Genomic DNA, 22,906 nt, shown 5'->3' with positions numbered 1-22,906 from the left:
ATAACAAATGGTAACCAGTTACATCAGAAGATTTGGTTTTAATTAAAAAATGAAAATAATAGTATGCTAAAGAAAAGTTTAAATCTAAAATTAGCATTAGTAATACTTGTAAGCATCTTATTACTAACTAACTGCAGCAACAATAGCAGCGAGAAAATTGCAGCAGACCATGAAACGCTAATCGTTTCTACCTATGGGAGAGTGATGAATATCAACCTTGAGCAGAATAAAATTCAATGGCAATATCAATCTAAATACAATTTAGATGGTAACCGAAATTTGTTTTCGTTAAGCGATGATCTTCTGGTTCAACCTTTCGAAAGTGGAGAATTGATTGCTTTCAACATTAACACTGGTAAAATTTTGTGGCAAGAGCATATTTTGGGCGGTGGCGATGGGGCGGAAGAGGCCATAGCAACACAAGATGGGACACTTGACACGACATTTGTAAATTCGCTAAAACCATTGTTTATGACTCAGCCTTTAATTGCTGAAAACAATGTTTATATCACCTCTACCAATCAACCAGAAAGCCAAAACCACCCTGCGCTGTACAACTTCAATAAAAAAACAGGTGAAAAAAATTGGGTAGAGAATCTACCAACGGTATTTAACCTATTTAGGCCGGTTTTACTTAACGATTATATCTTTGTTAATTCGGCCGTTTTTTTAAACATGTATAGCAAAAATGAAGGTACAAATACCAGTTATGGCATTTTTGATGGTGCTGATGAATTACCAAATGCCGAGCCGAGCCAATTTACCAATCCTATTTATGCCCAAATGCTCAGCGATGGAAAGTATCTTTTTGTAGGCGATGAAAAAGGTAGATTTTATGCTTTGCACTTCGACAAAAACAATAATTTACCCGTTTCGGATATTACGGACCCTAATAATACCTTTGCAAAAAACCCTAAACTATTCGAATGGAAATTTGAGAACCCCAACATCAGCTCCATACAGGAAGACGGTAATACTTACTTGTATGATGATTACATATTAGCCTGTGTAAATCAAACCGATAAAGTACAGCCTGCGATAATAGCCATTGATAAAAATAGCGGAAAATTGAAGTGGAAAACAGAACTAAAAGGAATTGAAAAATGGAGGCTGGTTGGCAATAAAATTACTGCAACCAATGGAGAACTGATTTTTTTACTAAACACAGATGGTGATGTAACAACAACCTTAAAAACCGAAAAAAAATATGCGCCAATTTCTAATATCGAAATAGATAAAAATGATGATTTAATTTATGCCACCGAACAGGGCATTGTTAAATATGAACTCAAAACCAAAAAGTTTGTGGTGCTGATAAAACAAGCTTTTGTTAACGGGCATCATAATTATTTTCAAATAAAATACTTAAGGAAGAAATAATTGACAGTATTATATAGAAACCCAACAGGGAGAAAATTTGTAAAAAGTGAGTTTTAAGGCTACATTTAGCCTGGATAAAAGTGAAAACGAATAATATTAATAGAGAAATTTGACCAAACCTGTGAAAATAAAAAAACTGATTAAACCATTAATCCTTGTTGCAATAGCCGGAATAGTTTTTGTTGTAACTGTTAATTACTATGTAAAATCTAAAACAAATCCTTCGATTTATAGCAATGAAAAAGAGCTGCCAAAAAGTAATGTGGCTATAATTTTCGGGGCTGGGATTAACAACAATAAACCAGGAAAATATTTACAGGACCGCTTAGATGCAGGCATTAAATTGTACAAAGAAAATAAAGTTCAAAAACTTCTGCTTTCGGGAGATAACGGCAATGATGAACACGATGAACTAACTGTAATGAAAACTTACTGTTATGAACATGGGGTTGATACTACAAAAATTTATGTTGACTATGCTGGTTTTGACAGCTACTCTACCATGTACAGGGCTAAGAACTTGTTTAAGGTAGATACTGCCATTTTAGTATCTCAAAAATATCATTTAAACCGGGCCGTTTACATCGGAGATCAGCTGGGTATAAAATCTTATGGTTTTGTTGCAAACCGTGGCATTTACGGGGGATACAACTATGTTCGTTTCAGGGAATATTTTGCCATTGCAAAATCTGCATTAGATGTTGCTAGAAATAGAAACCCTCATTTTATGGGCGCAATTATCGACATTAACGGGCCTTCAAATTATACTAAAGATGAGCAATAGAAATTACACTAAATATATTTTCGTTTGTATAATCACTTTAATTTCATACCATTTATATGCGCAAAACGATAATCCGGTTATAAAAAAATCAGCCGCTACTGTAAAGGCTTTTGTTCCCGATAGCTGGAAAATAATTTACAGTGTAAGCGGAGATTTGAATAAAGATCTTTTGCAGGATGAGGCTATAATTATTGAAAATACCAATCCGAAAAATTTCCTTAAAAATGATGAAATGGGTGCAAATGTTTTGAATATCAATCCCAGAAAATTATTGGTCTTATTCAAAAATAAGGACGGTTATCAGCTCGTTGCCGAAAACACCAAATTTATTCCAACAGAAAATTCTGAGGAAAGTCGCTGTCTGGAAGATCCATTAAGTGAAACCAAAGCATTGGCTATTGAAAAAGGATCGCTTAGATTATCTTTTCAGTATTTTTATTCCTGTGGAGCCTGGGAAGTAACCAACAACGATTATATTTTCCGGTATCAGAATAATCAATTAGAATTAATCGGTGCCGATAGCCACAGTTATCACCGGGCATCCGGAGAAAAATATGCAACCAGTAGTAACTTCTCTACATTCAAACAAGGGAGTACTTCGGGAGGAAACATGTTTGGCAAAAAAGATAACCCTAAAACAAAGTGGCAGCAACTAAAACGCCGTAAGCTAATAACCCTTCAAAACATCACAGAGGATGTTTTTGAGCGCTTTATGGATCAGGGCTAACCCTAGATCACTATTCTTCCTCGTCTTCCTCTTGCGGGGTGTAACTGGCAATGGCGGCACCAATTGCATTTACCTCTTCATCTTCTTCAAAAATTGGAAGCTCCGTTTTGTAATCTAATTTTAACCAGATAGAAGAAGTATCCTTTAAAATCTGGATGTATTCTTTTCCATTTTTAAAAATGGTGTAAGTATCATTTCCTTCAGGAAATACAGCATAAGTAATGGGTCCAACTTCTACATCAAATGGCTCTTGCATGGTCTTTTTTCTTACAAAGATAAACTATACTTTTTAACGCCGTAAAATTTAGTCTATTAAAAAATTTACCCCGATCTGCTTAAAATTTGATCCAATTATATTACTTTACACCTGAATAACCCTATAGAAAGAAAGATGAAGTTAACGTTTTGGGGCGCAGCACAACAAGTAACAGGAAGTATGCACCTGCTGGAAGTTGGGCATTACAAAATACTGATAGATTGTGGCCTTGATTATGAGAAAGATACCTATCAGGAAGAAAATCAGCAGTTTCCGTTTGATCCCGCAAGTATAAATTTAGTGATTTTAACCCATGCCCATATTGATCATTCGGGCAACTTACCCACTTTGGTAAGAATGGGTTTCAACGGGCAGGTTTTATGTACCGGACCAACGGCAGATTTAACCGCTATTTTACTGTTTGATTCTGTTAATATTTTTCTGAGCAAAGAAAAACGTAAACCGAGAACCAAACGCGGTAATTTTAGCGGACCCAAACCTTTATACCTGCAAAAACATGTAATGGATACCATCGACAGGTTTGTAACCATTGCTTTTAATAAACCTTTTCGAATTAATGGCGACATCAGTTTAACTTTTGTTCCCGTAGGGCACCTGCTTGGTGCTGCTGCAGCCGTGCTCACGATAAACGACCATGGGGAGGAGAAAAAGATTGCCTTTACCGGCGATATCGGAAGAGAAAATTACCCGGTACTAACCAATCCTGAAGCTTTACCCGAAGTGGATTATCTGGTAACTGAATCGACCTACGGTGGCCGTTTTCATACCAAAGATCAAACCCTGGAAGAACGTTTAATAAAAGAGATTACCGAGGCTTGTATTAAAAGCCCTGGAAGGCTGATTATTCCAGCTTTTAGCATTGGCCGTACGCAATCGCTGGTTTTTGCCCTGAATCAAATTTTTACCAAAAAGTTGTTGCCTCCAGTTCAAATTTTTGTGGATAGCCCAATGGCGGTTCAGGCAACGGAGATTTACCGCAAACATCATAACCTTGTTAATCAGGAGGCAAAAGATTTTTATCAAACTATGGGGGATGAATTTGAATTTGAGCATCTTGCTTATGTTCATACCATGAAGGAAAGTAAAGATGTTTCCAACTATTTTGACCCCTGCATTATTATTTCTTCAGCGGGCATGTTAGAAGGTGGCAGAATTCAGGATCACCTTTATTACAACATACAAAACTATTATTGTACCATTCTTTTTATCGGCTATTGCGCTAAAGGAACTTTAGGAAATAAATTATTGCGTGGCGATCCTATTGTGAAAATAAAAGACCGCGAAATGATGGTATACGCAACCATTCGTCAAACCGATTTATTAAGCGGTCACGGAGATCATAACGATCTGGTAAAAACAGTCAAACAAACCGGACATCCCAAAAGAGTTTTTCTGGTACACGGCGAAGACAGCAGCTTGCAAAGTTTATCTGCTGCATTACAGGATGAAGGATTTGCTGTTTCTATTCCGGAAAGAGGGGCAGTTTTTGAATTATAACCTATTTTTTTGTTTTAGCATCATAGCAGGAAGAAATTTATTACTTTCTTATCTGTCCATTACCACGCACTACCCATTTATAGCTGGTCAACTCCTCTAGTCCCATTGGGCCGCGTGCGTGTAGTTTTTGGGTACTGATTCCTATTTCTGCGCCCAATCCAAATTGCGCTCCATCCGTAAACCCTGTTGAAGCATTTGCATAAACCGCAGCTGCATCAACTTCATTTAAAAACCGGGTAATCCGTTCCCCATCTTCAGCAATAATAGCTTCGCTATGTTTTGAACTGTATTCAGCAATATGATCCAGCGCCTCATCTAAGTCCTGAACAACTTTAACCGCCATTTTAAGCGATAAAAACTCTGTGCCAAAGCTTTCTGCCGTTGCTTCATTCAGTAACGCCTGAGGGTAAACATTTTTCAAAATCTGATAACTATCTCTGTCTGCAAATAGCTCTACCCCTTCATTGGCCAAAGGCTCAAATAGTGCAGGCAAATCATTTAGTCTTTTTTTATGTAGCAAAACACAATCCAGCGCATTACAAACGCTTACCCTACGGGTTTTTGCATTTAAAATAATGGCTTTGCCATTTTCCAGATCGCCCGTTTCATCAAAATAAGTATGCACAATGCCGGCTCCGGTTTCTATTACCGGAATTTTGCTATGCTCACGTACATAGTTAATTAATGATTGACTTCCCCGTGGGATTAAAACATCAACAAAACCTGTGGCAGCTAACAAAGCTTCTGTTGCAGCCCTTTCTGCGGGTAACAGCACCAGTACATCCTTATTAATCCGATGTTTTTCCAACACCGCATGGATAATTTTAGTAATGGCAAGATTTGAAAATTCTGCATCACTTCCGCCCTTTAAAACGGCCACATTCCCCGTTTTAAAACACAGCGAAAATACATCGGCGGTAACATTCGGACGGGCTTCGTAAATTACGCCCACCACTCCAAGCGGCACCCTGATTTTCTTTAAATCCAGCCCATTATCCAATATTTTTTCTGAAAGAATTTGGTCCAGCGGGCTAACCAGACCGGCCACATTTTCAACGTCTGCTGCAATTGCTTTAATTCGTTGTGTTGTAAGTTTTAACCGGTCATATTTTGGATCTTCCACAGACATTTTTGCAAGATCTTTTTCATTCTCCTGTAAAATAGTTTCAGCTTTGCTCACCAACATCGCTGCTAAATCTAAAAGTACTTGATTTACTTTTTCTTTAGATAAACCTGTCATGCCCCGGCTCGCTTTCCTGGCATCTTCAAAATATTTTAGGTATGTCATTTTAGTATAAAGTAATTATGTGATCAAGTATCAAGGCTGGGTTTACCTTAAACCTTTTGCCTTTTAACCCTCGGCCTTATTAAATTGCCGAGTAAAAATAGTCATAATGAACCAGGGCTTTCTGTTTCTTTTGTCCTATTCGCTCTCTGGCCTTATCCGACCCATATTCTGCAATACCCAATCCAATCAGTTTATTATCTTCATCAACGATTTTAATAATATCACCTTTCAAAAAGTCGGATTGTATTCCAATAATTCCGATTGGCAGTAAACTGGTGGCTTTGCCTGAGGTTAAAACCGTTTTTGCACCTTCGTTAAGCTGAACAATGCCCGTAGCTGCATTTTCAGAATGTGCTATCCATTTCTTTTTACCTGATTTTGTTTTTTCAGGCACAAAACGGGTATGAATCACAGTTCCATTTAACAAATCAGTTAAAATATGATCTTTAGTACCATTGGCAATGTGAACAGAAATGCCAAGTTTAGCTACTTTTTGCGCCATAGTTGATTTGGTAATCATTCCACCCCGTCCAAATTGCGATTTTCCTGTGCTGATAAATGAGCTGAGGTGTGTTACATCGCCTTTAATTTCTTCAATTACCGCTGAGCCTTCTGCTTTTGGATCACCATTGTAAATTCCATTTACGTTTGATAAAATAATCAGCGCATCAGCGTTAAGCATGGATGCAATAAGGCCGGCAAGTTCATCATTATCCGTAAACATAAGTTCTGTTACCGAAACGACATCATTTTCGTTTACAACTGGAATTACATCGTGCTGCAGCATAATTTGCATACAGTTTTTCATGTTCAGGTAATGTGCACGATCTCTAAAATCTTCTTTCGTAACCAAAACCTGCGCACATTTTATCTGATGTTTATCAAAGAATGATGAATAAGTATTAATCAGCTTTACCTGCCCGATTGCAGCCAATAACTGCCTTGAAGCTATGGCATCGTGTTTTTCGGAAATTGAAATTAAACTTCTTCCCGAAGCTACCGCACCGGAAGAAACTAAAATGACTTCAATTCCAAGTTTTTTAATGCCTGCAAGCTCGTCAACCAGGTGTTTTATCCGGGCTTCATCGGGCAGCCCATTTGCCTGCGTAATAACATTTGATCCAATTTTAACAACGATTTTCTTATAGCTTAACTTCATTTTTGCCCGGTACGATAATAAAAGGGCAATTTAATATTTGTTTTTTAATTGTGTAACATTAATGTTATTTATTCATGGTTTTTTCTAAATTGCAGAAACCATAAAATCAAGCTCTTATGAAGTTATTACGGGCGGACAAGAGCTTCGACGCCAGTAGCACGAGGAAGGGAAACTCATGAAGAAGCATTAACCTATGCATTCTTTTTCGCCCTTGTAAGGAATAAACATGCCCGGGAACCACATAAATATGCTTACCAGGAAAATAGAATTTATAACAGTATGCTGACGGATAGGGCCTTTGCACCGCCTTTTAGGTAGAGTACAAATGCTTATCTTTGCAAATCAATGGAATACAACGTTCATACGCTGCCTAACGGCATCCGCTTACTACATGTGCCCTCGGCTTCAACGATATCTCATGCTTGCATTATTGTAAACACAGGCTCACGCGATGAGGCTGAAAATAAAGCAGGACTTGCACATTTTATAGAACATTTAATTTTTAAACGTACCGAAAAACGCAGCACCAATCAGATTTTAAACCGGTTGGAAAGTGTTGGTGCTGATTTAAATGCCTACACCACAAAAGAATATACCTGTGTTCATGCTTCATTTTTAAACCCTTACCTGGATCGTACCTTAGATCTTTTTAATGACATTATTTTTCATTCTACTTTCCCTGAGGAAGAAATGGATAAAGAAAAAGGGGTAATTTTAGATGAGATTTCTTCCTATATAGATCAACCGGAAGAGGCCATAAACGATGATTTTGAAGATTTGCTTTTTGCAGGGCATTCACTTGGTCATAATATTTTAGGTACAACAGAAACAGTTGAAAACTTTACTCGTGAAGACATTATTAATTTCAGAAAACAAAATTACAAAACCAATGAAATTGTAATTGCTGTTTTAGGCAACTACAGCTTTAAAAGTGTAGTGAATAATGGCACAAAGCATTTTGCTGAGGTTCAGGAAAATGCTTCACTAAAAGAGCGTATAAAACCGGTATTGCATCAGCCAGAGAATAAAACAATATATAAACCCATTACACAGGCACATTGCTTATTAGGCACCCAAACTTATTCTACTCACCATCCATATAAAGCCGGATTACTGCTTTTAAATAATTATTTTGGCGGCAACGGAATGAGTTCTGTTTTGAACCTCCAGATCAGAGAAAAATATGGGATTGCTTATACCATAGAATCCAGTTTTTCTCCGCTTAGTGATACCGGGATTTTTACCATTTACTTTGGCACCGATCGTGAAAAATATGAAAAAGCACTTGCCCTGATCTTTAAGGAAATTAAAAAACTAAGAGATAACCCACTGAATAATTTACAGTTACAAAAGGCTAAAAATAAATTTATCGGTCAGATTGCGCTTGGCGAGGAGAACAGAATTGGTTTGATCATTGCAATGGCTAAAAGCCTGATTGACCATGATAAAATTGACAGTTTAGAAACTGTATTTGCCAAAATCAATGCCGTTACCACCGCAGAAATTGCAGAAATAACCACCGAAGTTTTGGATAAAGACAAATTGAATATCTTTACATTCTGTCCAATAGGGGAATAATTCTTATTTTTGTAAAAAAATTTGTCATAGAAAAAGCGAAACGGAACATGGCTGATGACCGATTCTTAATCACATGCAGGGTGACAAATGTATTTTGAAACATACCATTAACAATTCAGATTTTGATCTGAAAAAATATTACCATAATGAAATTACCAATTATTGCCTACGGAGATCCGGTGTTGAAGAAAGTAGGAACTGATATAGAAAAAGATTATCCCGCATTAAAGGAACTGATTGCTAATATGTTTGATACTATGTATTATGCAAATGGCGTTGGTTTGGCTGCACCACAAGTTGGTTTGCCAATCAGACTGTTTATTGTGGATACAGGCGCAGATGATGATGGTGAGCCTGGTTATAAAAGAGTATTTATTAATGCGCAAATTTTAGAAGAAACAGGTGAACCATGGGTTTTTAACGAAGGTTGCTTAAGTATTCCCGATATCCGCGAAAATATATCACGAAAACCAAACATTAAAGTACAATACCTGGACGAAAACTGGGTAGAGCATACAGAAGATGTGGATGGGCTTGCGGCACGCGTAATTCAACATGAATACGATCATATTGAAGGTAAATTATTTACAGATAAGGTAAGTGTTTTACGTAAAACGATGTTAAAAAGTAAGCTGGATGCCATTTCAAAAGGGAACATCAAAACAGATTACAAAATGAAGTTTCCGAATAAGAGCAAAAAGAGATAATTAAAAAGGGGCAGTAAAATTGCTCCTTTTTTGTTTATGTCTGAAACATAATTTCCTAAAGAAATTAAATTTATAAACGGTTAATTGGAAATAATCGGTTTGAACGAAAGAATATACTGATTTAGTTAATTTTCATTCCTTTTCTTATCCCCATCAAAGATTTGTTGCATCAGTTTACCCCAGGCAAACGGGTTTAGCAGTTGAGTGGTTTGAACCATATTCTTATTAATCATCCTGTCAAAATTGTAGCGGTAATTCTGGCTGCCAATTTCCTGTCCATCCCGTGGAAGTGTTTGAATTAAACCATTTATAGATGCTTTTGAAAGGTTCTTTTTGGCAATTGCCATGTCATCGTCTGCCAGTTTCATCGTTAAAAACTCACGCGTAAACTCTTCTGTGGTTGCCCACGGAAAAACCCTTACCGAAGGTAAATTAATTACTTCTGCCTTAAGTTTTACCATGATGGTATACTTATTATCGGGTTGGATTAACGGAATTACTGTGGAAAATTTTTTATAGCCAATTGCAGTAAACAAAATGGTATCACCCGGATTTACAATAAATGTAAAATAACCCCGGTAATCTGCGGCTACCCTCTTGCTTTTGGCAGAAAGGTTGGTTATCGTTACGTAAGGAATTACGTTTGTGCTGTCAATATCTGTAATAATACCCGAAAACTGGATAAGTTTATCCTGTGCTGGCTTTTGCTGAGCAAAAGCGGTTACCGAAAAAATAAGCAAAAGAAGGGTAATACAATATCTCATTAATACAAAAGTAATTTTATTAATAAAACTTCCTTGTTAAATATTGTTAAAGCTAATCTTGTTCAGCCATGTTAACGGCTACAACCGAAGTAATTTGAGGAACAGCTTTCATAATAGCCTGCTCAATGCCCGATTTCATAGTCATAAAACTCATTTTGCAAGAACCGCAGTTACCCAAAAGCTTTAATTTTACTACATTATCCGATGTAATTTCCTCAACAGAAACATCCCCACCATCAGCGATTAAATATGGCCTTATGGTTTCTAATGCCTGTTCTACCTGCTCTGTTAAATTCATTATATGTTTTTTAAAGTATAAAAATAGTAATTTTTTAGCAATTAGCCGGTTGTGCGTTGTTTATAGATATTTGCTGGGCTATTTTACCTGCTATGTCTCCAAATACAGTGTCGAGTAAAGGGTTTTGATTTAAAGCGACCGGCTTACCACTATCTCCCGCTTCTGCGATACTTTGTATAATCGGTATTTCTCCTAAAAAAGGAACATCAAAATACTCAGCAAGTTTTCTTCCGCCACCATTTCCAAAGATGTAATATTTATTATCCGGCAATTCTGCAGGTGTAAAGTAAGACATATTCTCTATTACCCCTAAAACCGGAATGTTAATTCCCGGCATTTTAAACATAGCAAGTCCTTTTTTCGTATCTGCCAAAGCTACTTGTTGAGGCGTGGTAACCACAACAGCGCCCGAGATTGGAAAACTTTGGGTAATGGTAATGTGAATATCGCCCGTTCCCGGTGGAAGATCGACGATTAAATAATCCAGTTCTCCCCAGTTTGTATCATTAAATAATTGCTTAACCGCATTAGAGGCCATTGGCCCACGCCACGGCACCGGCTGATCCGGATCTGCAAAGAAACCTAAAGACAATAATTTGATGCCATATTTTTCGATTGGCAAAATTTTAGTTTTACCATCTTCGGTTTCTACTGCGCCTGGTTTTGCATTAACCAAATCAAACATGGTAGGTACAGAAGGACCGTAAATATCCGCATCAATTAAACCAACTTTGGCTCCATCTTTTGCCAAAACAACCGCTAAGTTACTGGCTACAGTAGATTTACCTACACCACCTTTGCCGGAAGAAACCAATATAATATTCTTAATGTTATCCAGTGAAGATGAGTTAGTTGGCTGCGTAACCCTTGAAGTAACATTGATAGAAATTTCAGCATCAGCCAAAACAAAATGTTTAATGGCATTGGTGCATGCATTTTTCAGCATATCCTTCATCGGGCAGGCCGGTGTGGTTAACTCAAGGGTAAAACTAATCTGGTTATCAACGATATGTAAATCCTTAATCATGTTCAAGGTAACCAGATCTTTTTTTAAATCGGGGTCTTCAACATTTTTAAGTGCATCTAAAACTTGCTGTGGGCTAATTTGCATTGTATTAATTTAAATTCAAAATTAACAAAACATAGCCATATATACTTTTATTTAGGGTTTTTAACTGTAATTTTAACACGAAATAAACATTTAATTGTTACGTTTAAGCAATTAACCATTTTTACGACTATATGCGGATACCAAAAATTAACATTCCTAAAAAATATTTAAAAATCGGTGCCTGGGTTTTGGGTGTTTTTTTAATTGTTTGCATGGCTTTAGGAGCGGTTGCTTATAGTAAAAGAGAGGCTTTACTGAAAAAAATGATGGCTAAGGCCATTGCAAAAGCAGATAAAGATTATGGCCTGGACATCAAAATCGGGTCTGCCGGATTTGCGGGTTTGAGTACCGTAAAAATGACTCAAATTTCAGTGGTTCCAAAAGACAGGGATACACTGTCGCACATTGAAGAGTTGAGTATCGGTGTAAAGTTATTCCCACTTATATTTGGTAACGTTAAACTATCTGAAGTAAAATTAAGAGATGGTTTTGTAAGCATTGTGCTTAAAGATTCTATTACCAACATCGATTTTCTGTTAAAACGAAAAAAGAAAGACAACACAGAAGCCAAGGGAAAGGCAGATTTATCAGAAATAGCCAGTAACATATTAAATCAGGTTTTATACAAAATTCCTGACGATATGGATATGAAAAACATGGTTCTGAAATTTAATGATAATGATACCGCAAAACTTTCTTTTGCTACTACTGCGATCATTGATGGCGGTGATTTAAAATCGAGTATTAATGTAAATAATGGCGAATCAACCTGGCATGTGGATGGCTTAGTGAAACCGGGTAAAAGAAAATTAAGCTTTACAGCCTATGCAGATGGTAAAAAGCTTGAATTACCTTATTTAAATAACAAACTGCATGCTAAATTAAGTTTCGATACGCTGCAAACCGAGTTAAAAGATGCGGGTTATAGTGGTGACGATTTTAAAATTTCAGGTTCCTGGTCGGTTAAAAACATGTTGATTAATCAACCCAGAATTGCCAGTAAGGACATTATCGTACAAAGTGCAAAACTGGATGCTGATGTTTTAGTAGGAAAGAATTATGTTGCATTGGATAGTTCTTCAACTGCCTTTTTGAAAAATGCCTCTATCCATCCTTTTATTAAATACACACTTAGTCCGAATAAAATTTATGAGCTGAAATTAAATGCAGAAGAACAGGACGCTCAATCTGTTTTTGATGCCTTTCCGCAAGGCTTATTCGAATCTTTGGAGGGTTTAAAAGTAAAAGGTAAAATTAAATACAACCTGAATTTCTATCTCGACAGCAAACTACCGGATAGTGTTCGTTTTAGCTCGACATTAACACCTGTTGACTTTAAGATATTACAGTGGGGCAAAACAAATTTGCAAAAAATTAACAGTCCTTTTGTATACACGCCGTATGAGTACGGAAAACCGATGCGTGACATAACGATTGGTCCGTCAAACTCAAATTTCACCCCTTTAACTTCCATCTCTTCAAACTTTAAAAATGCTGTATTAACCGCAGAAGATCCTTCCTTTTTTACACATAACGGTTTCGTAGAGGAATCGATCAGAAAATCAATCGCTGTTAATTACAAAGAGAAGAAATTTAAACGTGGTGGAAGTACCATCAGCATGCAGCTGGTCAAAAATGTGTATTTAAGCCGCCAAAAAACACTGGCCCGCAAAGCAGAAGAAATTTTGATTGTTTGGCTTATTGAACATAATCACCTGGTGAGCAAACAAAGAATGTTAGAGGTTTATTTTAACATTATGGAACTTGGACAGAATATTTATGGAATTGGCGAAGCATCAAGGTATTATTTTGGAAAGCAACCTGCGGATTTAACCATTGGGGAAGGTATATTTTTGGCCAACATTGTTCCAAAGCCAAAAGCAGCCATGTATAAATTTGCCGGAGACGGAGGATTAAAACCCTATTTATTTAATTATTTCAGGTACATGGGTAACATTATGGCCAGAAGGGGTTTAACACCCGCTGATACATCTGGCTATGGTTTCTACAATGTTAGACTTAGAGAAGGGCTTCGCAAATATTTAACACCAGATACAGTAGCTATCGATACCAATGCCTTTGATGAGGATGGAGATGTGGCTCCTGTTGTTATGCAGGATCAGAATAAAAATCTTTTCGATCGTTTATTTGGTGGTGGTTCAAAAAAGGATACAACAAGTAAGCAAATTACAAGTCCTGCTGATACCACAAAAAGTAAAAAACAACTCAGACAGGAGCGCAGAGAACAACGAAAAAAAGAACGCGAACAGGAAGACGGGGGTTAGGCTTCGATTTCTGTAATTAAATATTGATTAAACATTTTAAAACAACATGCACAAAATTCAGGTAGAGGATAAAGAATTCGAGATTTTTTTAGAAAATGATAATCTGAATAAACGCATCAGGCTGTTGGGTATTCAAATGAATGTTGATTATGAAGGCAAATGTCCTTTATTTATTGGTGTTTTAAATGGTAGCTTTTTATTTATGGCCGATTTAATCAAAGAAATTGATGGCGCCTGCGAAATTGCCTTTATGCGTGTTGCCTCTTATGAGGGAACTGAAAGTTCAGGAACAGTAAAAGATTTGATCGGCTTGCCTGACGATATTGAAGGCCGGGATGTAATAATTGTAGAAGATATTGTTGATACCGGCCTTACGCTGACGCATATTTTAAAAACCATTAAAGCAAAAAATCCTGCCTCTGTAAAGGTGTGTTCTCTTTTACTAAAACCAGCTTCATTAAAACACAAAATTGAAGAGCTTGAATATATCGGCTTTGAAATCCCAAATGAATTTGTAGTCGGTTATGGACTGGATTACAATGGCTTGGGCAGAAATTTAACCGATATTTATAGAGCGACTTCTTAGAGATTAAAAATATAATTTACCTTGCAAAAGCGCTCTAAAAGCTGATCGTTAAAATTTGCGCTTACCCTTAGCATCTATACAAATTAGCATTAATTTCATAATGTTTAACAACAAGGACTTGAGTGTTTTTTGCTTGACGAAAGGATAATAACAAAGCCTTTATGTTTAAGCTTAATATACAGTTTAATTTATTTTTCGCACCTTTGCTCAACAATCAAATAACACAATGACTATACACAAAGAAGGTTATACTACTATAGCTTTAAGCATACTATTTATCTTTATCATTAACGCATTTGTTGATTACAAATATTATGATGTAACCTGGCTTCGCTGGTTTATTTACATTTTTTCGGCAGTGCTTTTCATAATTGTTCTGCAGTTTTTCCGAAACCCAAGCAGAAATTTTTCGTCAGGAGAAAATCTTGTAATTTGTCCGGCTGATGGTAAGGTTGTTGTAATAGAAGAAACAGAAGAAGGTGAATATTTTAAAGATAAACGTCTGCAGGTTTCTATTTTCATGTCACCGGTAAATGTTCACATTAACCGTAATCCTATTTCGGGTGTAGTTAAATTTTTTAAGTATCACCCCGGAAAATATTTAGCGGCATGGAATCCTAAATCTTCAACAGAGAATGAGCGAACCACTACCGTTGTAGAGCATAAAAATGGTACACCTATATTATTCCGTCAAATTGCTGGTGCTTTAGCCCGCCGTATTGTGTGGTATGTTAAAGAAGGCGATCAGGTTGTTCAAACAGAGCAATTCGGGTTTATTAAATTCGGATCAAGAGTAGATGTATTCCTTCCCGTAGGGACTAAAGTAAACGTTGCACTTAACGATGTTGTTAAAGGCGGAATAACCACTTTAGCAGAATTAAGCTAAAAAGATATGTTTGAGAAAAAGGCGGTTTGAATATTCAAACCGCCTTTTTTATGTTTTAATTTTTTGAAATACCTTTTTAGAAATCTATTGTATCATTTCCTTTAGGCTTATCAGACACTGGCGGAGATTGATCGCTGATTAATCTTTGTGTTGGATAAGCAAAATCAGATTTATTGTTCATCACAATTTCCATAATTTTAAAGTTGATTTCCTCTTTTATAGCCAGGTAATCGTTATAGGCGGTTAGCGAAACAAAATAAATCACTTCAATATTTAAAGAAGAATCTCCAAAACCTTCAAAATAAGCATTACCATCATCACTTGTATCCGGATGTTCTTTGATATAGGTTTTAATTTCTTCTACAATTTTTTTTATGGTTGGTGGCTTTGTTTCATAAGTAATTCCGAAAGCAAACTTAACCCTTCTGAAATTTCTTAAACTCATGTTTTCCAAAACGCCATCAATCATCCCTTTATTGGGTATAGTGGCCATTGTTTTCTCGGTAGTACGGATTAAAGTACTCCTAAAACCTACTTTTTCTACTGTACCTTCAACACCATCTACTTTAACCAAATCGCCTACGGTGAAGGGTTTATCCAAAAATATAGTGAAGGAACCCAACAAGTTTTCTAAGCTTTCTTTTGCGGCCAGCGCAATTGCAATACCTCCGATACCTAAACCTGTAATGAGGGTGAGTACATTAACTTCAAAAACAAAACCCAGCAAGGTAAAAAAGCCTATAAAAACAACAATTGTTTTAAAAAGTTCCTTTAAAAACGGCACCAGCTGATCGTCTGATTTATTTTGTGTCACTGCCGCCTTGTATAAAAGCACATGAGAAATAAAATCTATGATTCGGAGAATAATCCAGAAAATGGATAAAATAATCAGAAACAGAAAGATTTTATCAATACAATCTCCAATTGAAACCGGAATCTGTTCTTTCACCTTACCAACAAGTTTACTATAATGGTATACGGTAACCTCAAGTGGGTGTTTAAGTTGATTAATAGAAAGATAAAGGGTGGAGAACAGGATAAAAACCTCAATAGGCTTTAACAACAATGAAACAAAGGTATCATCATGAGCTTGTTGAGAGAATTTTTTAAAAAGCCTGAAGAGTAATTTGCTTAAAAGCTTAGAAACAATTCTTTTAAAAAGGAGTCCTAGTAGAAGTATAGTGCCAAAAAGAAAATATGCTCTAATGTTATTTCCCCAAAAAATCTGGTTAAAAAATTCAGAATTCATCATGACGACAAATATATAAACAAAAAAACCCCCACGAAGTAATCGTGAAGGTTATATCTTTTTATAAAGAATATTATTTTCTTAAAGATTTGATACGAGCTGCTTTACCAGTTAATGCACGTAAGTAGAATAATTTCGCTCTACGAACTTTTCCATAACTGTTTACTTCTACTTTCTCGATATTTGGAGAACTGAAAGGGAAGATACGCTCTACACCAATACCGTTACTCATTTTACGAACCGTAAAAGTTTCGTTAGCACCTGCGCTGTTACGTTGTATAACAACACCCTGGTAAATTTGAACACGTTCTTTATTACCTTCGCGAATTTTATAGTGTACGCTCACTGTATCGCCAGACTTGAACGCAGGAAAATCTTTTTTCGCGATGGCCTGCTCTTCAACAAATTTTACTAAATCCATGATTTTAAGCTATTAAACCGATATTCTTTACCTTGAAAATCGGATTGCAATATTAGGGAAATAATTTGATATAAAAAAGTCTAATTTAATTTTTTCCACAATCTTTATGAATTCCACATTCGATTATGTTAATTGCTTCTATTTCAAAAGGTCAGGACGACGTTTCTGAGTACGTTCCAACGCTTGTTCGTGCCGCCATTCATTCACCTTTGCTTCATGTCCGCTTAATAAAATATCAGGCACTTTATGTCCCCGCCAATCTGCAGGGCGTGTGTACACAGGTGCATCAAGCAAATCTCCCTGAAAACTATCAGAAAGCGCAGAAGTTTCATCATTTAAAACACCGGGGATTAATCGCACTACAGCATCAACTATAATTGCTGCCGGCAACTCTCCACCGCTTAAAACATAATCACCAACGGATATTTCTCTGGTTACAAAAATGTCGCGTATGCGCTGGTCTATGCCCTTATAATGCCCGCAAAGAATAATGATGTTCTTTTTAATAGATAATTCGTTAGCGGTACTTTGATTAAGCGTAACGCCATCAGGACTCATGAATATGATTTCATCGTAAGTGCGTTCCGCCTGTAATTTTTCTATACAAGCTGCAAAAGGCTCAATTCCCATTACCATACCACTTCCACCACCATACTGGTAATCGTCTACACTTTTCTGCTTGTTGGTTGCATAATCTCTAAGGTTATGGACAACAATTTCAGCAATCCCCTTTTTTTGGGCTCTTTGCAAAATAGAGTGTGCAAAAGGGCTATCCAGTAAAGCGGGCAAAACAGTTATAATATCGAAACGCATAGGGCAAAGTTAAAATTTTTGTATTGAGAGCATGAATAGCTATCTATTTTTCCAGATAAATATCCAGCAAACCCTCTGGCAAATCAAGCGTTAATATTTTTTCTTCTTCGTCGATCTCAACAATAAAATCTTCATTCAGCGGAAAAAGAATTTCAGTTTCTTTATATAAAACAGTGGCTACAAACTGTTGAGGATATTCGTTTACCTCTAAAATTTCACCAAGTTCACCCAATGTTTCGTCTGTTGCCATAAAACCTTTAAGGTCTGTGTAGAAGAATTCGTCTTCGTCGCGTTCAGGTTTTTGAGTTAAAGGCAAATACAATTTCTTTTTTAAAAGTGGCTGTACTTTATCAATGTGGTCCGTATCATCGAAATTAAAATATCCGGTTTTATTGGCCTGAAGTTTTGCTGATGCTACAAAATAAGGCACAAGTTTGCCGTTCATATCTGCGTAAACAACATCAAATTCAAGCGCTTCATAGTCATCAAACTCAAAAAACACCTGAACTTCTCCCTTTAACCCTCTTGTTTTGGTAACGTAACCTATGTAAAATGCTTCTTCGTGTTTCATATTCTTACCTTGTCATTCTTCTTTCTTCAGAACGACATTTTTAGTTAAAAAAATAGCGAAGCCCTTTAAAAGATGCTTCGCTATTTTACGCTAAATAAAATTAATTATTCTGCGCCTTCTTCTTTAGTAGCTTCTGCTGCAGGAGCTTCCTCAGTAGCCTCAGCCTCAACAGCTGGTGCTTCTTCAGTTACTTCTTCTTCAACAACTTCTTCTGCAACTGGTGCATTTTTAGCTGCGATAGCACTTGCTCTATCTTCTTTTTTCTTCGCTTCTGCTGCTAATGCTGCTTTACGGGTTTCAGCTTTTGAGCTTGCTAAACCTTCTGTTTTACCAGAGATTTTACCAGCTTTAGCGTCTAACCACTCTGCAAATTTAGCATCTGCCTGCTCTTGAGTTAAAGCACCTTTTTTCACACCACCTTCTAAGTGTTTTTTGTATAAAACACCTTTGTAAGAAAGAATAGCACGAGCGGTATCAGTTGGTTCAGCACCACTGTTAACCCAGGCTAAAGTTTTTTCGAAATTAATTTCGATGGTTGCAGGATTGGTGTTTGGGTTGTATGAACCTAAACGCTCAATGAATTTACCATCACGTGGAGAGCGGGAATCTGCTACCACAACGTGGAAAAAAGGTTTCCCTTTTTTACCGAATCTTTGCAATCTGATTTTAGTTGCCATTTTTCAATTGTATTTATGTATTCAACATAGTTCCCGGAGCTTCGTGCTGCGGGGTTGCAAAGATAACTAAAATACTGTAAATTAAAAACATAGTTTAATTTCTTTGTTTTAAAGATATTTACGTCAAAATATTTGCTGATACGATATGAAAAGAATTGCCATTGATATGGACGAAGTGATAGCTGATGTTATCCCTAAATTTATTAAACTTTATAATCGCGATTATGGCGTTCCATTAGATTTAGTTATTGAACCGGGAAACGAAATATACAAACATGTTCCGGAACATCTAAACCAAAAGTGGTTCGAATACATCAATGAACCTGGTTTTTTCAGAGATTTAGCCGTTATTGCTGATAGCCAAAGGGTGATTAAGGCCCTGCAGGAAAAATATGATGTTTATATCGTTTCCGCAGCAATGGAGTTTAGAAACTCGTTAACGGATAAATACGACTGGCTGGCCGAGCACTTTCCGTTTATTGACTGGCAGCATATTATTTTTTGTGGCAATAAAATTATTGAGGCTGACATACTGATTGATGACCGCATCAAGAATTTCACCACTTTTAAAGGTCGCCCACTTTTGTATACTTCTCCACATAATTTACTCATTACCGATTATGAAAGAGTAAGCAGCTGGCAGGAAATCGAAGAAAAGTTACTGTAATTTGAAAATTATTCTTCCTTAAAGCACAAACTCTAACGTATAAAATTAGGGTTTGTGCTTATTTAAAAATTTGGCTGTGTATTAGTTAAAACTGAACTCACCAATCAGGTTACCATTTTTATTATTGGCTTCCATTGGCAAAACAATTACTTTTCGTTCTTGCTTCCCTGTAGAATAGCGGGTATAAATTTCGGCAGTAATGGTGGTTGGTCCACTAATATTAATCTGACTGTCCCCAAAATAGTTTACCTCAATTTTATATTTACCTTTCACTGCTTTTTTTACCATAAACTGTTCTGGTCCGTAACCCGAAGTAAAATCATTGCTAATGCGGCCTCCAATTTGAGTTCTTGGATTACTGTAATAACCTTTTTCACCTGTCGGATCTGTTAACCATAAATCGATATCTGTGTCATTTTTATTCCAGTTTAAAACTACTCTAATATCAACAGGCAATGGAAAAATCATTCTTTTATCAATGCCGCGGACATTTAATTTGTCTTTATGATTGTTAATCAGATTATTTATTTCGGAAATAATAATTTCTTCAATTCCCTGATCTCTGTCTGCTATTTGCGAATTATAACTTTGCGTTAAAACTTTATACAAATGATCCAGGGCTTTTTGGTATTGTCCGGCATCTGCTAAAGCCAGGGCATAATCCCGGTAACTTTGAGCTTCCATTGGACGCCATTGCAATACTTTTCCGGTAACAAAAATTTCTTCAGTGTAATTACCGGTTTGTTTTAATTTATAGGCCAGTGTTTTATATAAGTCAGCATTTTCTAAATCCAGATCGGCAATATTACTTAAAATGGTTAAAGCCCTTACACTATCTTTTTGCTGATAAAACCAATTGGCTACATCAAAATAAAACATTGGTGTAGTGATGTAACCAGGTCTCATTTTTAAATAGGCCAGATAAGCACTGTCTGGCTTTCCATTTAAATTTTTCATGTAATCTTTATCACTTTTAAATTCAGGAATTATAATGGTTGGCCCCTGAATCATTTCGCCCACTCTCGTTATTATTTTTTTATCTGCTACCTGTAAACCGGCAACACTTCCTTGCAAAGCAACTGAAGCACTAGCCATACTTTTTCTTTGAACGACCTGAGACGAGGCTGTTACGACAACTTCATGTAGGGCATTGCTTTCGGTTTCCCTTCTGTTGGCTTGATTTGGTGGAATGGCCACGGGCGCAGGCACTCTCATTTCCTGTACCTCCATTTTCTGGCTTGCAGGCTCGGCAGCAACCACATCAGCTACCGGATCGCCAGCCACCGTTGGGTATTTATCTTTTTCTTTATTTGTTTTCAAAGCCCTGAAATCTGTATTCCACCAGGTTTTCAAATCCTTGGTCATCGCCACTGCAGCATTCATAAGGTCTGTTTTACGCTCCAAAATATCTGCCCGGCGTTGTTTCATTACCACATCATATTCACTGCGCAGTTCGGCAGGCGGTGTAATATCGTAACGTAAATAATCATCCAGGTTCTCTAAAACAATCAAACTGGTGTTTCTGGTTACAATGCCAAATTGTTTACTTAAAGCACTAATGTCCTCTTTATTTGCTTCGTACTGGATATCCATTTCGGCAATCTTCTTTTGTGCCCAAACCCGCCTTACGTCAATACTGGTTAATGTATGTTCAGTTGCATTTAAACGGATCGGTACTTCCAAAACAACCGTATTCCCATAGCCAAACTGCAACATAAACTGTGTATTTAAACCGTTTAAAATTCCGGCAAGAGAAAGTTGCCCATCTACATTAACATGCAATGAGGGATAAACCTGTTTTACATCGACACCATTTTTAATGCCCAGAAACTGTAAATTTTCCTGACTCAACTGCTTAAAAGCCGTTTCTGTATTTATGGCGTTTAAATTTATAAACTGACCCCCGGTTTTTAAACTGATGTATTTTAAAGTGCTATAATCCGCTTTTAAAGCTGTATTTATGGTATGAACGGGCTTATTTAGATTAACTGTATTTTTGCCAAATGTGGATAAGCCATCAGAGAAAAACAGATATTCTTCTGCCTGTAAGTTTTTTGAATTTATGGCGCTAAAATTTGTTCCTCCATCATAAACAACGCTTTCCAGTTTCTTTTTTAAAAGCGCCCAGTTTCCATTAGTAATTACAAAATTACCTCCACTTTTAAAGTTGTTGTTTAACAATCCTAATTGAATGGTTAAATTTTGCTTTTGTTTTATGATAAGGTCTAAAAGTTCCATTTCCTTTTTCACGTCCCGCTGCAAACCGCTTAAAGAACAATCCCAAATTAAGCCGATTTGGTTTGCCCATTGTCTTGGTCTGTTTTGAACCTTTGGAAAAACATTAACCATAAAATAATAGCCGGTTGAAGCTTTTTGCATCTGCACTTCGGGCAAATCACTACGCTTAGGCAGGCTTATGGTTAAGCCATGTTTTGGCTCATAATTGGTTTTCTTTATTTCGCCAACATAAGTATTACCCTTTGCGCTAAAATTAAATGTCCCATCAGGCTGTTCTGCCAACTCAGGTTTAATAACGCTTTCAAAAACAGTGGTTTTTAATGCAAACTCTTCTATAGGTTGATTGTAATCCAACGGCAAATGATACTGAAGTGCATTTGTATGATTAAAATTAAGCTCTTCTTCATAACCTACAATTATAGTCCGGCTCCCTTTGGCGGGTAATGGATATATACGGGTGCGAAAGTTATTGCCCTCTACTTTTTCCAGCAAACCCGGATCAACACGTCTTCGCTCGATGCTTTCAAAAACTTCAGTTGCTTTTGCCTTTTCAACTGGTACTGCTTCACGCATTTTACCATTAATGTCAAGTGCGTACCTGCTAACCGTTACTCCATCGGGCATTGGAAATGTTAATTCTCCTTCTAACACCCGATTGCTGTTGTTGTAAAAAGTCATCGTCATAACCGTAGTTGCAATATTTCCGGTAATCTGTACATCGATGTTTAGCTTTTTCAAATTAACCGCTTGTTTTTGCGCTTCATTTTCTGCTTGCTGAACTTTAAGCACAGGCATTTGTGCCTGAACAAAGGTTGCCAGTATTAATAGGGGAAATACGATTATGGCTTTTAGTTTTTTCATAATATTGGTTTTTAATAGGGATGCAAAATTTGTTGTGATTGCATAAATTTATTTTAGCATTTCGTTTTAAGACTCCATTTTT

The 22,906-nt window shown here is 36.6% G+C and carries 22 protein-coding genes; 10 read left to right on the top strand and 12 right to left on the bottom strand.

Features of this window, described 5'->3' with window-relative positions; all coding sequences use genetic code 11:
* Positions 1-63 precede the first annotated feature (63 nt).
* The 3 genes from O0955_RS04475 to O0955_RS04465 all read left to right on the top strand — a co-directional run bounded on the left by O0955_RS04475 (position 64) and on the right by O0955_RS04465 (position 2,891).
* Positions 64-1,380: an outer membrane protein assembly factor BamB family protein gene (locus O0955_RS04475; RefSeq protein ID WP_269426321.1), complete on the top strand. Its 1,317-nt coding sequence runs from the start codon at positions 64-66 to the stop codon at positions 1,378-1,380.
* Between the two features lie 121 nt (positions 1,381-1,501).
* Entirely contained in the window at positions 1,502-2,164 is a 663-nt protein-coding gene (locus O0955_RS04470) for a SanA/YdcF family protein (RefSeq protein ID WP_269426320.1), read from the top strand.
* Positions 2,154-2,891 carry a hypothetical protein gene (locus O0955_RS04465; protein WP_269426319.1) on the top strand — a complete coding sequence of 246 codons (738 nt, stop codon included), beginning with the start codon at positions 2,154-2,156 and terminating at the stop codon, positions 2,889-2,891. Before O0955_RS04470 ends, O0955_RS04465 begins: the two co-directional genes overlap by 11 nt.
* 10 nt (positions 2,892-2,901) lie before the next feature.
* Here the strand turns inward: O0955_RS04465 and O0955_RS04460 are convergent, their stop codons facing one another.
* A complete protein-coding gene (locus tag O0955_RS04460) occupies positions 2,902-3,147 on the bottom strand; it encodes a hypothetical protein (RefSeq protein WP_269426318.1) in 246 nt (81 codons plus the stop codon).
* Positions 3,148-3,282: 135 nt separating this feature from the next.
* Between O0955_RS04460 and O0955_RS04455 the strand changes: the two genes are divergently transcribed.
* Positions 3,283-4,665, top strand: coding sequence for an MBL fold metallo-hydrolase (locus O0955_RS04455; protein ID WP_269426317.1), 1,383 nt, complete (start codon positions 3,283-3,285; stop codon positions 4,663-4,665).
* A 40-nt stretch (positions 4,666-4,705) separates the two neighbouring features.
* Here the strand turns inward: O0955_RS04455 and O0955_RS04450 are convergent, their stop codons facing one another.
* Positions 4,706-5,953: a glutamate-5-semialdehyde dehydrogenase gene (locus tag O0955_RS04450; protein WP_269426316.1), complete on the bottom strand. Its 1,248-nt coding sequence runs from the start codon at positions 5,951-5,953 to the stop codon at positions 4,706-4,708.
* Between the two features lie 79 nt (positions 5,954-6,032).
* A complete protein-coding gene (proB, locus tag O0955_RS04445) occupies positions 6,033-7,112 on the bottom strand; it encodes a glutamate 5-kinase (protein ID WP_269426315.1) in 1,080 nt (359 codons plus the stop codon).
* 345 nt (positions 7,113-7,457) lie between these two features.
* On the opposite strand from proB, the gene O0955_RS04440 reads away from it, so the two are divergent.
* Entirely contained in the window at positions 7,458-8,690 is a 1,233-nt protein-coding gene (locus O0955_RS04440) for a M16 family metallopeptidase (protein WP_269426314.1), read from the top strand.
* A gap of 146 nt (positions 8,691-8,836) precedes the next feature.
* The gene (gene def / locus O0955_RS04435; RefSeq protein ID WP_269426313.1) at positions 8,837-9,397 is read left to right on the top strand and encodes a peptide deformylase; all 561 of its coding nucleotides are present in this window, start codon (positions 8,837-8,839) and stop codon (positions 9,395-9,397) included.
* A gap of 125 nt (positions 9,398-9,522) precedes the next feature.
* On the opposite strand, the gene O0955_RS04430 is transcribed toward def, so the two are convergent.
* From O0955_RS04430 to O0955_RS04420, 3 genes are read right to left on the bottom strand one after another with little or no spacing between them, the layout of a single operon-like run.
* Positions 9,523-10,161, bottom strand: coding sequence for a peptidase associated/transthyretin-like domain-containing protein (locus O0955_RS04430; RefSeq protein WP_269426312.1), 639 nt, complete (start codon positions 10,159-10,161; stop codon positions 9,523-9,525).
* Between the two features lie 52 nt (positions 10,162-10,213).
* A complete protein-coding gene (locus O0955_RS04425; RefSeq protein ID WP_269426311.1) occupies positions 10,214-10,459 on the bottom strand; it encodes a NifU family protein in 246 nt (81 codons plus the stop codon).
* A 34-nt stretch (positions 10,460-10,493) separates the two neighbouring features.
* On the bottom strand, positions 10,494-11,570 hold the full coding sequence (locus O0955_RS04420) for an Mrp/NBP35 family ATP-binding protein (protein ID WP_269426310.1): 1,077 nt from the start codon (positions 11,568-11,570) through the stop codon (positions 10,494-10,496).
* Between the two features lie 131 nt (positions 11,571-11,701).
* Here O0955_RS04420 and O0955_RS04415 point away from each other — a divergent pair, with 131 nt between their 5' ends.
* The 3 genes from O0955_RS04415 (at position 11,702) to O0955_RS04405 (ending at position 15,327) form a co-directional block, all read left to right on the top strand.
* Positions 11,702-13,855 carry a biosynthetic peptidoglycan transglycosylase gene (locus O0955_RS04415; protein ID WP_269426309.1) on the top strand — a complete coding sequence of 718 codons (2,154 nt, stop codon included), beginning with the start codon at positions 11,702-11,704 and terminating at the stop codon, positions 13,853-13,855.
* Between the two features lie 46 nt (positions 13,856-13,901).
* On the top strand, positions 13,902-14,441 hold the full coding sequence (gene hpt / locus O0955_RS04410; RefSeq protein ID WP_269426308.1) for a hypoxanthine phosphoribosyltransferase: 540 nt from the start codon (positions 13,902-13,904) through the stop codon (positions 14,439-14,441).
* Between the two features lie 226 nt (positions 14,442-14,667).
* Positions 14,668-15,327 carry a phosphatidylserine decarboxylase family protein gene (locus O0955_RS04405; RefSeq protein ID WP_269426307.1) on the top strand — a complete coding sequence of 220 codons (660 nt, stop codon included), beginning with the start codon at positions 14,668-14,670 and terminating at the stop codon, positions 15,325-15,327.
* Positions 15,328-15,403: 76 nt separating this feature from the next.
* Here the strand turns inward: O0955_RS04405 and O0955_RS04400 are convergent, their stop codons facing one another.
* From O0955_RS04400 to O0955_RS04380, 5 genes are all read right to left on the bottom strand, one after another.
* Positions 15,404-16,579, bottom strand: coding sequence for a mechanosensitive ion channel family protein (locus tag O0955_RS04400; protein WP_269426306.1), 1,176 nt, complete (start codon positions 16,577-16,579; stop codon positions 15,404-15,406).
* A gap of 70 nt (positions 16,580-16,649) precedes the next feature.
* Entirely contained in the window at positions 16,650-16,997 is a 348-nt protein-coding gene (gene rplS, locus O0955_RS04395) for a 50S ribosomal protein L19 (protein WP_131538191.1), read from the bottom strand.
* Between the two features lie 138 nt (positions 16,998-17,135).
* The gene (gene trmD, locus O0955_RS04390; protein ID WP_269426305.1) at positions 17,136-17,810 is read right to left on the bottom strand and encodes a tRNA (guanosine(37)-N1)-methyltransferase TrmD; all 675 of its coding nucleotides are present in this window, start codon (positions 17,808-17,810) and stop codon (positions 17,136-17,138) included.
* 43 nt (positions 17,811-17,853) lie between these two features.
* Complete coding sequence (rimM, locus tag O0955_RS04385) at positions 17,854-18,381, bottom strand: ribosome maturation factor RimM (RefSeq protein ID WP_269426304.1); 528 nt, start codon at positions 18,379-18,381, stop codon at positions 17,854-17,856.
* 104 nt (positions 18,382-18,485) lie between these two features.
* A complete protein-coding gene (locus O0955_RS04380) occupies positions 18,486-19,058 on the bottom strand; it encodes a 30S ribosomal protein S16 (RefSeq protein ID WP_269426303.1) in 573 nt (190 codons plus the stop codon).
* 145 nt (positions 19,059-19,203) lie between these two features.
* Here O0955_RS04380 and O0955_RS04375 point away from each other — a divergent pair, with 145 nt between their 5' ends.
* On the top strand, positions 19,204-19,725 hold the full coding sequence (locus O0955_RS04375; protein ID WP_269426302.1) for a 5' nucleotidase, NT5C type: 522 nt from the start codon (positions 19,204-19,206) through the stop codon (positions 19,723-19,725).
* Positions 19,726-19,806: 81 nt separating this feature from the next.
* On the opposite strand, the gene O0955_RS04370 is transcribed toward O0955_RS04375, so the two are convergent.
* Positions 19,807-22,824, bottom strand: coding sequence for a DUF2135 domain-containing protein (locus O0955_RS04370; protein WP_269426301.1), 3,018 nt, complete (start codon positions 22,822-22,824; stop codon positions 19,807-19,809).
* Positions 22,825-22,906 lie beyond the last annotated feature (82 nt).

The organism is Pedobacter punctiformis, assembly GCF_027213715.1.
GTDB lineage: Bacteria > Bacteroidota > Bacteroidia > Sphingobacteriales > Sphingobacteriaceae > Pedobacter > Pedobacter punctiformis.
The sequence above is the reverse complement of the archived record's forward strand: the minus strand, read 5'-3'. Positions and strand labels throughout refer to the sequence as shown.